Annotated in this window: 10 protein-coding genes; all 10 read right to left on the bottom strand. The window is 30.3% G+C overall.

The features are described 5' to 3' along the window. Window positions 1-1,962, bottom strand: a complete 1,962-nt coding sequence (locus AC0L3M_RS02190; RefSeq protein ID WP_473431666.1) for a T9SS type A sorting domain-containing protein — start codon at window positions 1,960-1,962, stop codon at window positions 1-3. Window positions 1,963-2,030: 68 nt separating this feature from the next. Further along, window positions 2,031-2,447: a DUF7793 family protein gene (locus AC0L3M_RS02185; protein WP_473431665.1), complete on the bottom strand. Its 417-nt coding sequence runs from the start codon at window positions 2,445-2,447 to the stop codon at window positions 2,031-2,033. A 7-nt stretch (window positions 2,448-2,454) separates the two neighbouring features. After that, on the bottom strand, window positions 2,455-2,874 hold the full coding sequence (locus AC0L3M_RS02180; RefSeq protein WP_473431664.1) for a hypothetical protein: 420 nt from the start codon (window positions 2,872-2,874) through the stop codon (window positions 2,455-2,457). Between the two features lie 183 nt (window positions 2,875-3,057). Beyond that, complete coding sequence (locus tag AC0L3M_RS02175) at window positions 3,058-7,542, bottom strand: sigma 54-interacting transcriptional regulator (protein WP_473431663.1); 4,485 nt, start codon at window positions 7,540-7,542, stop codon at window positions 3,058-3,060. Between the two features lie 6 nt (window positions 7,543-7,548). Further along, window positions 7,549-7,929, bottom strand: a complete 381-nt coding sequence (locus AC0L3M_RS02170) for a response regulator (RefSeq protein ID WP_473431662.1) — start codon at window positions 7,927-7,929, stop codon at window positions 7,549-7,551. A gap of 76 nt (window positions 7,930-8,005) precedes the next feature. Then, entirely contained in the window at window positions 8,006-9,460 is a 1,455-nt protein-coding gene (locus AC0L3M_RS02165; protein ID WP_473431661.1) for a PAS domain-containing sensor histidine kinase, read from the bottom strand. Further along, on the bottom strand, window positions 9,397-10,533 hold the full coding sequence (locus AC0L3M_RS02160) for a hypothetical protein (protein WP_473431660.1): 1,137 nt from the start codon (window positions 10,531-10,533) through the stop codon (window positions 9,397-9,399). The genes AC0L3M_RS02165 and AC0L3M_RS02160 overlap by 64 nt, the downstream gene beginning before the upstream one ends. A gap of 33 nt (window positions 10,534-10,566) precedes the next feature. Beyond that, complete coding sequence (locus tag AC0L3M_RS02155) at window positions 10,567-11,958, bottom strand: PAS domain-containing protein (protein ID WP_473431659.1); 1,392 nt, start codon at window positions 11,956-11,958, stop codon at window positions 10,567-10,569. Window positions 11,959-12,216: 258 nt separating this feature from the next. Beyond that, window positions 12,217-12,576: a hypothetical protein gene (locus AC0L3M_RS02150; RefSeq protein ID WP_145001313.1), complete on the bottom strand. Its 360-nt coding sequence runs from the start codon at window positions 12,574-12,576 to the stop codon at window positions 12,217-12,219. Between the two features lie 35 nt (window positions 12,577-12,611). After that, entirely contained in the window at window positions 12,612-14,003 is a 1,392-nt protein-coding gene (gene mnmE / locus AC0L3M_RS02145; RefSeq protein ID WP_473431658.1) for a tRNA uridine-5-carboxymethylaminomethyl(34) synthesis GTPase MnmE, read from the bottom strand. Between the last annotated feature and the right edge of the window lie 11 nt (window positions 14,004-14,014).

Raw genomic sequence — 14,014 nt, 5'->3', positions numbered from 1 at the left:
TTAGTAGTTTATTATTTTTTGAGTTAATTCACCTGTTGTTGTTACAACCTTTACAAAATATATTCCTTGGCTTTGATTAAAAGGAATTTGCACTCTGTTGGAATTATTTATATTATCATTTAACCTTAAAATTTCTTGCCCTAAAACATTGTATATCGCTATGTTTTTAAGTTGCATTCTGTCCTTATTATTAACTACTACATTTTTGTTTCCATCATAAAACACCGTAAGATTAGACAACGTCTGATCCGTTGTTGATAATGAGTTTTCAGGCACAAATACTAAAGAGTATCTGTCTAAGTGATTACCAATAGGCAGGTTTACATTAAAATTAGCATCAGATAAATTATGTGTTGTATTTAGAATATTATCTTTTAAGTAAATCGTGTGTTGAAAATTTTCAACCTCATCAATCATTATTTGATGTAATCCTGTTTCTGATATTAATATGCCTAAAGGAAACTCCATAGTATCGCTAAAAGCATCAACCCCTTGAATTGCATATTTTTTATCTAAATCTTGTTCAATTACAAAAAACATTTCATCATCTCTGCATATTTTAAGTAATGCATCATAACCTGGATTATAATTTACATCTGCAGTAGAATTTGGTAAAAAACCAAGAAGTAATTGCCTATGAAACCCTTCTGGATCTTCATAACCTAATCGTATAAATTGATCTTGATTTTCTGTTTGATCAATTTGATTTCTATAAAAAATAGCCTCTCCTTCTGACTCTTTTTTAAAGTCCCTTTGAGAGTTATTAAACACTATAGATCCTGACGCGTATGCTTTAATAAAAAAGCCTTGACCAATTGGTGCATATCTTTTTGGCACAGTTATACTTCCTGCAGAACCCAATCCTCCTATTAAAGTAGAAAACACTGAAGGTGGAGTTCCTCCTGTTAAATTTCTAATAGCATAACCACCTAAATAATTAGATAAAATATGTGATGTTGATCCACCATCAACCCAAAAGTATAATGCATCAAATACCGTAGCGTTATCCAAAATAAACTTATTTGTATCTAAAGCAGATGGATATGGATTACCTATTAAAGACTCCTCTCCTGCATTAATAGAAAATGTATACTCTCCATTATTAGGCGCACCATAAAACACGTAATTTTGATCAGCTCCTGAAGCTCCAGAACCTTTCATGGAGAAACCCTCTCCTGGATTTAATGCACTGTTTTGATCTAACGCTACCCAGTCATAATAAGATCCAGATCCTTGTATGTACTTGTATAACCACATTGTACTTAAGGATAATGGAGTTGTTACTTCTCCTGAAACATCAGTGATTGCAGGTAAACCGTTATAAGGAGAACCAGAAATAAATGCTATTTGTGAAGGTGCAAAAGGATTAATGTTAGCATCTGTGCCATCATACATACCTGATAATAATGAAAACGTTCCGCCATTATTAATAGGTGACGTCCAATAATTATATTTATAAGCCGAAGCATACCCTTGTTGATCCACTAATATTTTTCCTGAGGAAACTGCATTAGCGTCTAATCCAACGTGCGATTGTATTAATTGCGACTCTCCATTTAGTCTTACATCACCATTTACCAAATTTAGTCCATTAGAAATGTTTAATAAAAATCCATCCGAAACAGACAATCCTTTAGTATTTGCAGCTGTAATATCTACTTCTAGATTATTAAAGTTGATTGTATTTGAAGATCCAGAAATACTTAATAATGGGTTTGTATTGCTTTTAAAATAGGTTGTCCCTGAAGTGGACGTTGTTACTCCATTATTTATAAAACTATTGTTTAGGTATAGGTTACCGTTAGTACTTAGCGTAGCACTAACTTTGTTTGTATATTCATTTTCAAAATACACATCTGTTGCATTCGAAATTTGCAAAACACCTTCGTTTACAATTTGCGAATAAACACATAGTAGGTTAAAAATAATTAGACAATGAGATAGAACATATTTTTTTCTCATAAGTAGTAGGTTTGGGGATTAGTAAGGGATTAGTAAAAAATAGTTAGTTATTGTTAGTTTGTTTTACATCAGCTATCTTTATCGTATAATTCAATATTTTCAATACAATATTGCGTTGCTGTCTCAATATCATTACAAGTTATGTGTGGTGTTAAGGGATCGTATATTCTTTTATAAGAAGCTATTAATAATTTGGTTCCTATTGAATTTAATATAAATGCTTCAGAAATTCTTAATTTAATTAAGTCACTAGATTTAGCTATAAAGTTTGCAGCCTCTGTAGAGAATGTGCCATGAAACCCTCTTAAGTCTATTATAAAAGACATTGGTCTACCGTTACACAGGTCCTTTATTACGCTTACATATTTTTTAGCTGCAGTTAAATCAAAAATGTAATAGTCCTCAATACTATTAAATTTAAGATTTATAATATTATTATCATCTTTCCAAAATTTTGCATGTCCTACTGTTTGGATGTTTTTCATGTTATTTTTAGTTTAATGAGTTATACGTTCGGTTATCCTCTATGCAATACTGTATTGCCGACTTATTACATTTAAAAATTACATCAGGAAGTGCAGGATTACAAATAAAACTTTGAATGTTTAATAGCATTTTTAGTTTAAAGGAGTTAACTAAAAATGTTTTAGACAACACTAAAGATTTAATTAATGTATTTTTTGATAAAAACGTAAATACCTTAATAGCGTTTGAAAAATTTAACTCTTTTAGGTCAATTAAAATTGGCATGTGCACATCTTTAGAAAGCATAAATATTTTATTTAAAAAAATGTGCTCGATATCTTTTATTTTATTATCATCTAAATCAGTTAAATCATTCAAAATTTGGCAATAGATCACATCTTGATCTACCCAAAACTTGAAATTTTCAATTAATTTATCACCCTCCATAACTATTGATTTGTAAAGTTTAAACCAATACGGATGCCACAAATAATATTTGAGCAAAAAAATTACAAAACACTGATTTACAGTGTTTTATAATTTTTCAAAGATTTATTACTAATAAATAAAGTGTCGGTATTCCGTGTTTTACTTTTGTGTAAACAGGCAACTCACGGAATACCGTTAATTTTAATTAGGCTTAACTATCCCTAATTTGTTCATTTTATCGCGTAATGTGCTAGGTTTTAATCCTAATGCTTCAGAAGCACTGTTAGATCCACTAATTTTCCATTTACAATCTTCTAAGACTTGTAAGATATGATTGCGTAAAACTGTATCTAAATTTAGGTCTACACTGTTAATGCGTTGCTTAGATTTTTGATTAGTGGTTTCAAAACCAGGAATAATTAAAGTATCGCTGTTAGATAGTATTAATGCACGCTCAATTAAGTTTTCAAGCTCTCTAATATTTCCAGGCCAATTGTAAGCTTTAAGTTGAGACATCGCATCATCAGATATATATTTGATCTGTTTTTCATAAGTTTTACCAAATTTATCTACAAAATGCTCTACTAACAATGGAATATCATCCTTACGATCTCTTAAGGCTGGAACCGCAATTGGAAATACATTTAATCTAAAGTATAAATCTTCTCTAAATTGCTTTTTCTCTATCTCTGCTAATAAGTTTCTATTGGTTGCTGCAATAACGCGTACATCTAATTTTTTAGAACCCAATCCACCAACGACTTCAATTTCTCCTTCTTGTAAAAATCTTAAAATTTTAGGTTGCATGTCTAATGGTAGTTCTCCAATTTCATCTAAAAATAATGTACCACCATCCGCAAGTTCAAACTTACCAATTTTGTCACTAAAGGCTCCAGTAAACGACCCTTTTTTGTGACCAAACAATTCGCTTTCAATTAACTCTCTTGGTATTGCAGAACAATTAACTTTAATTAATGGCTTGCTGTTTCTGTTACTTATATTATGTACAGCTCTAGCCAACAACTCTTTACCTGTACCAGATTCTCCTAATAATAATACTGTAGCATTAGTAGGTGCGACTTTTTCTATTTCGTTTAACACATTACTAAATTCTACACTACCATAAACCATTTCTTCAAAGTTAAAAACCAGGTCAAGCTCGTTACGTAAATAGACGTTTTCTTGCTCTAATTGGTTTCTTAAAACGTTTAACTCTTTATTAACTTCTAATAGTTTTTCATTGGCTAGAGCTATTTTATTTTCAGCAATTTTACGTTCCGTACTTTCTACCATTAAAGAAATTATACTAGCAATGGACGTTACAAAACTCTCTTCGTCTGCATTAAAGGTTCTATTAGTGGCTTTAGTTTCAAAACTTAAAATACCGTAATGTTCATTCTGACCATAAATTACAACATCAATTCTTGAAGAAATATTAAGAGGCTCAAAAAATTGTTTAGCAAAAGCTTTTGTAATAGGATTAGCTCCTACATTGCTAATATTAATACTAGTTTTGTCTTCAAAAGCTTTAAAGTAATTGGGGAAACTTTCTTTTTTAATTAATAAACCTTCACTATCAAATATTTTATCTTCTGCATTGTAAAACAATTTACTGACTAACTCTGTTTTATCTGTTTTATACTTCCAAATGGTTACTAAATCTGCTTGCAAAGCTTCTGCAGATGTAATAGCAATCTTTTTTAAGGATGCCTCTAAATCTTCACCAATAAGACTTGCTAATTTTAATATAACATCTTTTTTCTGCGTGGATTTTAAAGCGATTTGTTTTAAAGTTTCTTTTATTTTTAGGTCTTCAGAGATGTCTTTTATAGTAGCAAATATTGCAATAACTTCATTTTGGTTATTATAAATAATACCTGCTAAAAACGACGCTATAAATCTGGTTCCATTTTTTCTAATAAATTCTAGTTGAAATGAAGGTGCTTCGCCTTTAGCTACTTTACCTTTAATCTCCATCATGAGCTCATAATCCTCTGACCTTGCGAAAGGATAAGGTAAATCCATGCCAAGAAGTTCCGCTTCGGCATATCCTAATAGATCACATAATGACTCATTAACCTTCATGATAGTACCATCAAGATTAACCATTAGCAAACCTTCTTGCATTGACATTACAAGACTTTCAGTAAAATCGTTTGCTATTTTTAAATCTATTTCTGCTTTTTTACGGTCGGTTATATCTTGGATTGTTCCAACAAAGCTTGATGGAATATCATCCACGTAAAAAATTTCTCCCAAACCATGAATCCATTTAACTTGTTTAGATTTGGTACTAATAATTCTATACTCTAAATCAAACTTTTTATTTAATTTTTCACTTTCTATTACTGCGTCTTTTATTATTGCTCTGTCATCAGGATGCACTATATTTTTCCAAAAATCAAATGATATTTTTTTGTCCGTTTCATATTCAACTATTTCATTAAAAGTATCCGAAGTTTTAGCGATTAAGTTTATTAAGTCAAGGTTAAAACTTCCTATTTTGGCTATTTTTTGAGCTGTTGATAGTGATTGTTCACTTTCTTGAATTTTGATTTCGGCTGTTTTACGCTCTGTTATATCTTGGATGGTTCCAAAAAAGCTTTTTGCTTTACCGTTATGATAAGACACTTCTCCTAAACCGTGTATCCATTTTAATTTATTATCGGTTTTAGAATAAATCCTATATTCCAAATCAAACTCTTGTCCTGTTCTTATACATTTTTCAATCTCAGCACTATTTTTTTGAGCATCTTCTGGGTGTGTGATATCCTTCCATAATTTTCGAGAAATGGTATACTCTTGCTCTAAACCAGCAATCTCTTTAAAGGTTATTGAGGCATGAGCTAAACTGGTTTCTAAATCTAAATAGTAACTTCCAATTTTTGCTATTTTTTGAGCTTCTAGTAATGATTTTTCATTTTTCTGAAGTTTTAATTCTACTGCTTTACGCTCAGTAATATCTTGCATGGTCCCTATCATTTTGATAGGGTTGGAATCGTCATCAAATAACAATTCACCTATACCTTGTACCCAAATTTCCTTTTTGGAATTAAATTGGATAAGGCGATACTCCTTATTAAATCGTGTATTGTTTTTTACACAGCTATCAAAATAGTTTAACACTTCTACTTTATCTTCAGTATGAATTAGATCAACCCAACTGTCTATTGTTTTAATATAGGACTCATCAATGCCTATAATTTGATACAAAACCTCAGTGCCTTCCCAAGTCATTGTTGTTAAGTCAACAACATACGACCCCAAATTAGCAACTATTTGAGATTGCTTTAAATTATATTCGCTTTCTAATAATTTGGCTTCTGCTTTTTTACGTTCAGAGACATCACGAACTATAGCTAGAACTTTGCCATCTTTTTGAAGTTTTGCAGAAATCTCAACATCTATTATTGTTTGATCTTTACACATTAGTTGTCTATCAAAAATAATAGCTTCGCCTTTAAGTATTGCGTCTCTTACAATATCATTTTGAATAACATCTCCAATAATAAAATCTTGAATTTTTAATTTTAAAAACTCTTTTTTAGTATACCCTAATGTTGTGTAGGTTGTCTCATTAAAGTTATGAATAACACCATCATAGGTATAGGTCAGGATTGCATCTGTGGCTTGCTCTACTAAAGACTCATAAGACTCTTCTTTTTTCTTTACTTCTTCAGCCATTTTAAACTTTACGATAGCCATTTTTGCTAAGCTTACTGCAGAGTTTAATTCTCTTATGTTTTCAAAAGTCGGAGTTTTTACACTGCTACTATAAATTGCAAAGGTACCAAAAACCTCATTTTTCTCAGAAAGTATTGGAATTGACCAACACGATTTTAAATCAAAACCAACTGTTAAGTGTTGGTAGTCTTTCCAAAGTGGGTCTGTAGTAATATCTGATACTATAATGGGCTTTTTTAAATATGCAGACGTACCACAAGATCCAACATTCTCGCCAATTTTTAAATTTTTAATCGTAGCACAGTAGTCTTTTGGCAAGTTTGGTGCAGAAATTAGCCTTAAATGCTCCTTATCATCTTCAAGTAAACTAATGGATAAATAAAATTCTGGACGTAAGGATTGGTAGTTATGTATAATGTGATTAAACACCTTTTTAATTGAGGTGTTATTGGCAATTAAATCTAATATTGCGTTTTCATTAGTTAGTTTTAACTCTATTTTGTTACGCTCAGTTATTTCTTTTTCTAATTCTAAATTTTTTTGTTCTAATTTACTTATTAGTCGTTTGCTATATAGTTTTAAAACTTCTTCTTCTGTAAACTCGGTATTATTTTTTGCTTTATTTTTTGGGTTTGACGTATCCAATAGTCTTTTTATTAAAGCTATTATGTGGTCTGGATCTGTTGGTTTTCTTAAAAAGCGTGCTGCACCTAATTTTAATGCAAAGTCTTCATCTACCTTTTCAGTATACGTAGAGGTATAAAATACAAATGGGATATCTTTTAATTTTTCATCTTTTTTACAAGCTTGACAAAACATGTAACCATCCATTACTGGCATTAATATGTCCGAAATTATTAAGTCTATCCTATTTTCGGTTAATTTATCTAATGCTTCTTTACCGTCATTAGCTTCTACCACATTATATCCTGCTTGTATAAGAATTACCCTTAATAAATATAGATTTTCAAAAACATCATCTACTATCAAAATTGTTTTCATACCTATTTATTTCTGTTTTTTTGCAAGATACATTTCTTGCATTTGTTTTATAAATGTATCTGGATTTATGGGTTTTTCTATATAACCATCCGCTCCTACTTGCATCGCTTTTTCTTTATCACCTTCCATTGCATATGAGGTTACTGCTATGATTGTGGTATTTTTTGGTAAATCACTATTTCTTAGCTGCTCACATATTGCATAACCATCCATGTCTGGCAACTGTATGTCTACCAATATTATTTCTGGATTATTTATGTTTGCTAATTTTAATCCTTCAGATCCATTGTAAGCTTTTAAGACTTGGTATTGATTTTTTTCAAGTAAATAAGATAACATATACATGTTTTGCTTGTTATCTTCAATTATTAAAATAGTAGGCATCATGGGCTTTGATGATTAAGAATGGTAATAGCTTTATAAATATATTATTTTTTAGTATTTAAAATAATTTTTGACAGTATTATTTACTACCAGAAGGCATTAATGGTAGTGAAAAGGTGAAATTACTACCTTCTCCTAAGGTGCTTTCTACAGATATTGTACCTCCTAGTTTTTCAATTAAGTTTTTACTAATTGATAAACCCAGACCTGTGCCTTCATGGTGTCTATCCAAACCACCTTCTAACTGAGTAAATGGCACAAACAGTTTTTTGATGTCATTTTTATGTATTCCAATACCTTGATCGATAACTTGTGTAATAAGATTATTGTCTTTTATATCTACTTTAACTGTTATGGTTCCTTTTTTTGAAAACTTTATAGCGTTAGACATTAGGTTTAATAATACTTGTTCCACTCTGACCTCATCACTATTTAAAACGATATCTAAGGTTGAAATTTGAGGTAAAATAGTAATTCCTTTTGCTGAAGCTTGAGGCTGTAAAAAGTTAATTGTATTTTCTAATGAAGCTAAGTAATCAAAATTATTATAAGTCACTTTTAATTTACCTGCTTCAATTTTAGAAATATCTAAAATATCGTTAATTAAACCTAGTAGATGCTCTCCACTATTTTTAACCATTTTAATTTGCTTTTTTTGTTCTGGATTTAATGGACCAGCTAACTCTTTTAGTAAAATACCTGTAAATCCTATAATAGAGTTCATTGGTGTCCTTAACTCATGCGACATTGTGGCTAAAAATGCGGATTTCATTAAATCTGCAGATTGTGCTTTAGCTTTTTCTTTTTCTAACTCTAAGGATTGAAAATTTAGATCCTCAAGAAGGTTTAGTAAAGCATCTTTACTGTCATTAAGCTCTTCTGTCCTGACGTTAACTAACTCTTCTAAATTGTTTTTATATTTTAATAATTCTTTCTCATTATTTATTCTTTCTGTAATGTCTGAGGCTATACCAATATATCCAAAAACATTATTTTCTTCATCTAAAAGCTTTGTAGCCTTTACGGTCAAAAATGTGATTTTACCTGTATTATCTTTAAATCTAAGATCTGTTTTAAATTTGATATTTGTTGACATTGCCTTTTCCCATTCTGCAATCACCTTTTTTTTATCCTCTGGATGAAAAGCTTCTAACCAACCTTGACCCATAGCGTCTTCAAAACTAATACCTGATAATTTAATCCAATGTTCGTTTACATAGGTACACTCGCCTTTATGATTTATGTTAAATATTGCAATTGGAGCGTTTGAGGTTAAACTACGATAAAGTAGTTCGCGTTTTTTAAGCACTTCTTCATTTTTTATTCGCGCTGTGACATCTTGAATTATTCCAAACGATTTTTCGGCAACTTGGTTTTCATCAAAAATAGTTTCGCATTGTTCATCTATATATTTAATTTGATCGTCCTCTAATTTTAAGCGGTAAGTGATACGATATGGTACTTTATTTATTAGTGAGTCAGAATATGTTTTGGACACAAAATCCCTGTCTTCTGGATGTATAATATCCAACATTGCTTGATGTGAAACTTTAAAGTGTTTTGGATTTTTTTAAAAATTCTAAACATTTGTTTAGACCAAGTAAGCTTGCTAGATTCTAGGCAAAGCTCCCAATTACCTAGTTTGGCTATACGTTGGGCTTTATTTAGGTTAGACTCACTTTTTTTAATTTGTTTCCTACTAGTTTGATAAACTTTAGTTAATTGTGACTTCTGCTTTTTAAGCTCGATGTTAATTAATTTATGAATGCGTTCTGAACGTCCTGCAAAGTACCAAACGCCAAAACTGCTTAATAGTGTTAATAAAAACCCGACGATAGCAAAAATAATTGCTGTATTAAAATCGTGTTTTGTGGGAATTACATATAGCTTCCACTCGCCAAATGTCATCTCTATTGGCACAGCATACGCTTTGTAACCAGAAACATCATTATCTAAAAAATAGTCCTCTTCTCCTGTCTTTTGGTTTACTCTAGATAATTGATAGATGTATTGCTTATTATTGGAAGGATCTATATTTAAATCTTTAAAAAAAGTTGATAATTTAGTAACCACCGCAGAAAACCCAGCAAATTTATAATCGATAATAATTGGTTGACGACTGACCATTCCAACACCTCCTTGTTTAAGGTTAACTGGTCCTGCTATAAAAAAATCGTTTCTTTTAATTGTTGCTAAAGCACCACTACTAGCCTCCTTACTATCTATAATATTAAACCCAATAACTTCATTATCTTTTAATGGATAGACATGGGTTATAAATCCTTGACTATCTACTAACTCTACAACATCAAAATATTTACTACGATTTAACAACTCTACAGCTATATCATCAAAATCATCAGGAATTCCGTTTCTTTCTACTATATATGCAAGAGATTTAGTTGCTGAATAACTGAACATAACTAAAGATTGTAATTTTTCTTTAATTAAATTTACTTGATTAGTAATTTCTTTTTTCTGATTATTTTCGTTGATGTAATATTTTTGAAACGTTATATATTGTGTTAAAAACAATAATAATGCAAACGTTACAAAACCAGCAACTAACGGTTTTTTTAATATTGAATAAAATGGGGTACGCTTCATATATAATTAAGAATCAATACAGTTAAAATATCACTATTTAGTTAAGTTATCGTTTTCCTCTTTTAGTTTACCAATTCTGTTTTTTAGTTCTTTCATTTTTAATTCTCGTCCAATAAACAATTTATTCATACGTTGTAATTCGGCATTTTTGATATTTATCTCTTCTGTCCTACTATTAACAAGCTCTTCTAATTGATGTCTATATAAATCTAATTCTACTTCTGTTTTTTTACGATTAGTAATATCCCTAATCGTACCAATTATAAATTTACTTCCATTTGTATCAACATATCTTGTTTTTCTTGTAGAAATAGTTCTAGTATCACTATTTTTAACTGTAAGGGTTTCCTCACTTATGTTTTCAATTCCCGTTTTTAAAACTTCTTTATCTACTTTTAAAAAAGCTTCTCGCTCTTGTTCTGTTACGTCTTCGGCTAATGTTTTACCAATTACAAATTCCCTATTAGTATCAAACATTTTACAAAAGGCATCATTTACTAAAATTAAACAGCTTTGGTCATCTTTTACAAATAATGGATCACCAATGTTATTAATTATTGCATTTAAATCGTTCTTGCTTTCAGATAATAATTCTTCTGTTTTTTCTTGATCAGAAATATCTAGAAAATAAATAGTTACACCTCCTTTAGCTGTTGGATAAAATCGGCAATCATACCATTTTTCATAAGGCTTAAAATGTCCTCTAAAATATTGTGTTGTTTGGGTTTCAAGTGCCTTGCAACATGTTTTGTAAAAAGGGTGTCCTATGATCTCTGGAAATGCTTTCCATATGTTTTCGCCAATTAAATCCACTCCTTTTTTACCTATTAATTCTATTGCTTTATCATTAATGTAGGTGTAACATAAATCTTCGTCTAAAGTGACAAATCCATCAGATATATTATTTAAAGTGATTTGTAATTGTTGATTTATTTTTCGCTCTAGTACTAAGTCTAAATATTTTTTTCTATAATTCAAAATTTTAAAAACTTCTTGATTATCAGATTGATTATTTAATGTTTTATAATCAACACCTTCTATATTTTGAATAAAGCCAATATAGGCTATGACCTTATCTTGATTGTTTTTAATGCTTGCAAAAAAGACAGTAACAGGAAAGCGTTTCCCGTTTTTGTGCATGTAAATAACTTTAAATTCTCGTTTAACATGTTCTTTTGAAAGCTTATTAAAAAGCAATTTATAATCGTCATGTAGCTCTGGAGGCCAAAAAGGGAAAGGTAATAAGGCTCCTGCCAATTCTGTTTTATCATAACCTGTTAAACGACATAAGGCATCATTTATTAAAACAATTTCGCCTTTAGGCGTTATTATTATTAATCCATCTTGAAGCGACTCTATAAAATTATCAGAAAATCCATATAGATGCTGTAATTGTTCTACTAATTTAGTGTTTGTATCGCTCATAAAAACATATTGTTACTCTTAAAACATTATATGACAATCCATTGATTAATTAAAAATTAAAAATCAACAATTTACACTTAAAAGATAAATGAATTTATTTAAAACCACGAATATTTTTTTGCAATCTTACTAAAAACAAGAGATAACAAGCACCAAATACGAACTACAACAATAATTTTAAATTATTGATTTACAGGTGTTTAAATTATTACCGAATTTGAAGTGCAACAATAAAAACTTAACCTAATAACAACCTACTTAATTTACTAATTGGTTGTTGGTTACTATTCTAAAGCATCGTTCTTGACCTAAAAACAAAGGATTACCATGTTTTTCAGACCAAAATCCCTCTAATATATCGTTAGTAATACACTTATAAACAACAACACCTTTATAAATTGCGTCATCTTCTCCTTTATAATTAAAATTTATAACAAGAATATTATCTTTAAAAAAACCTGTACCAAACTGTTCCTGACTATTATTAATTAACCATTTAGCTACTACTCGATTGTTTTGGTCTAAGGTCAGGCTTAATTGACCTTTATAGGTTACACCTTCCACATCTTGATTACTACCAATTATATTATAGGTTCCTGGAAGTTGGTTAATTGTCATTTTTAGAAATTGTGTTTTTAGTATTTTTTAGCCATTTATTTGCCAATACAGAAATTAGCAAAAATATTACCTAGTAAATCATCACTAGTGATTTCACCAGTAATTTCGCCAAAATGGTACAGCGCTTGTCTAATATCTATTGCCAATAAATCACCAGACAAACCAGACTCTAAACCATATTTTACTTTCTGTATTTCTTCAAAAGCTTTTAATAATGAGTCATAATGCCTTGTATTAGTAACAATTGTTTCGTTATTACGAAGTGCTCCTGTGTTTACAAAACCAATAAGTTTTGCTTTTAACTCCTCTACACCAAGACCAGATTTTGCGGATAGTAAATGGACATTTTCAAACTGAAGCTTTAGTCGATCTAATTCTTCCGAATTTAAAGTATCAACTTTATTGGCAATAATCAAAAGTGGCTTTAATGGAAATCTATTTTTAATTTTTTCGATTTCTACCTTAAGTCTTTTACTTTCTGTTTTAAACTCTTCTGCAGAAAATAGAAGCACAACCACTTGGGCTTGTTCCATTTTTTCAAAGGTTTTCTTTATTCCGATACTTTCAACAACATCCTTAGTTTCTCTAATTCCTGCAGTATCAATAAATCTAAAGCCTATACCATCAATAACTAACTCGTCTTCAATAGTATCTCTAGTTGTACCAGCAATATCGCTTACAATTGCTCTTTCTTCATTTAAAAGCGCATTTAAAAGGGTTGACTTTCCTACATTTGGTTCTCCTACAATAGCAACAGGAATTCCGTTTTTAATAACATTTCCTACAGCAAAACTGTCTATCAATCGTTTTAAAACAAAGGTGATTTTTTCAACTAAAGCCTGAAACTGCGTACGATCTGCAAACTCCACATCCTCTTCTGCAAAATCTAATTCTAATTCTATTAACGAAGCAAAATTCATTAATTCTGCTCTTAATTTAGCTATTTCGCTAGAAAAACCACCACGCATTTGTTGCATCGCAATTTGATGTGACGCTTCATTATCACTAGAAATTAAATCTGCCACAGCTTCTGCTTGACTTAAATCTAATTTCCCATTTAAAAATGAACGTAAAGTAAACTCTCCAGCATTAGCCATTCTACAACCATTTCTTAAAAATAATTGAATAATTTCTTGCTGAATATAAATAGAACCATGACAAGACACCTCTACAACGTCTTCACCTGTATACGAGTTTGGATTTTTAAAAACCGAAACCAAAACTTGATCTATAGTACGCTTGTCATCAACAATATGCCCTAAATGTATGGTATGTGTTTTTTGGTTTAAAAGTGTTTTATTACTTTTTACAGACTCAAAACTGCGGTCTGCAATAGCTATAGCATCCTTACCAGATAACCTAATAATGGCTACTGCTCCTGATCCTGAAGCGGTTGCTAATGCTACAATTGTATCGTTATAAATCATAATGCAAAAAT

Source organism: Olleya sp. KJ81-1 (genome assembly GCF_055808135.1).
This window is presented reverse-complemented; position numbering and strand designations above follow the sequence as displayed.

Bases quoted from the DNA above. Each gene is read 5' to 3' on its own strand.
- AC0L3M_RS02180 (WP_473431664.1), bottom strand. From the start codon at position 2,874: ATGGAGGGTGATAAATTAATTGAAAATTTCAAGTTTTGGGTAGATCAA.
- mnmE (WP_473431658.1), bottom strand. From the start codon at position 14,003: ATGATTTATAACGATACAATTGTAGCATTAGCAACCGCTTCAGGATCA.
- AC0L3M_RS02190 (WP_473431666.1), bottom strand. From the start codon at position 1,962: ATGAGAAAAAAATATGTTCTATCTCATTGTCTAATTATTTTTAACCTA.
- AC0L3M_RS02170 (WP_473431662.1), bottom strand. From the start codon at position 7,929: ATGATGCCTACTATTTTAATAATTGAAGATAACAAGCAAAACATGTAT.
- AC0L3M_RS02165 (WP_473431661.1), bottom strand. From the start codon at position 9,460: ATGTTGGATATTATACATCCAGAAGACAGGGATTTTGTGTCCAAAACA.
- AC0L3M_RS02185 (WP_473431665.1), bottom strand. From the start codon at position 2,447: ATGAAAAACATCCAAACAGTAGGACATGCAAAATTTTGGAAAGATGAT.
- AC0L3M_RS02160 (WP_473431660.1), bottom strand. From the start codon at position 10,533: ATGAAGCGTACCCCATTTTATTCAATATTAAAAAAACCGTTAGTTGCT.
- AC0L3M_RS02150 (WP_145001313.1), bottom strand. From the start codon at position 12,576: ATGACAATTAACCAACTTCCAGGAACCTATAATATAATTGGTAGTAAT.
- AC0L3M_RS02175 (WP_473431663.1), bottom strand. From the start codon at position 7,542: ATGAAAACAATTTTGATAGTAGATGATGTTTTTGAAAATCTATATTTA.
- AC0L3M_RS02155 (WP_473431659.1), bottom strand. From the start codon at position 11,958: ATGAGCGATACAAACACTAAATTAGTAGAACAATTACAGCATCTATAT.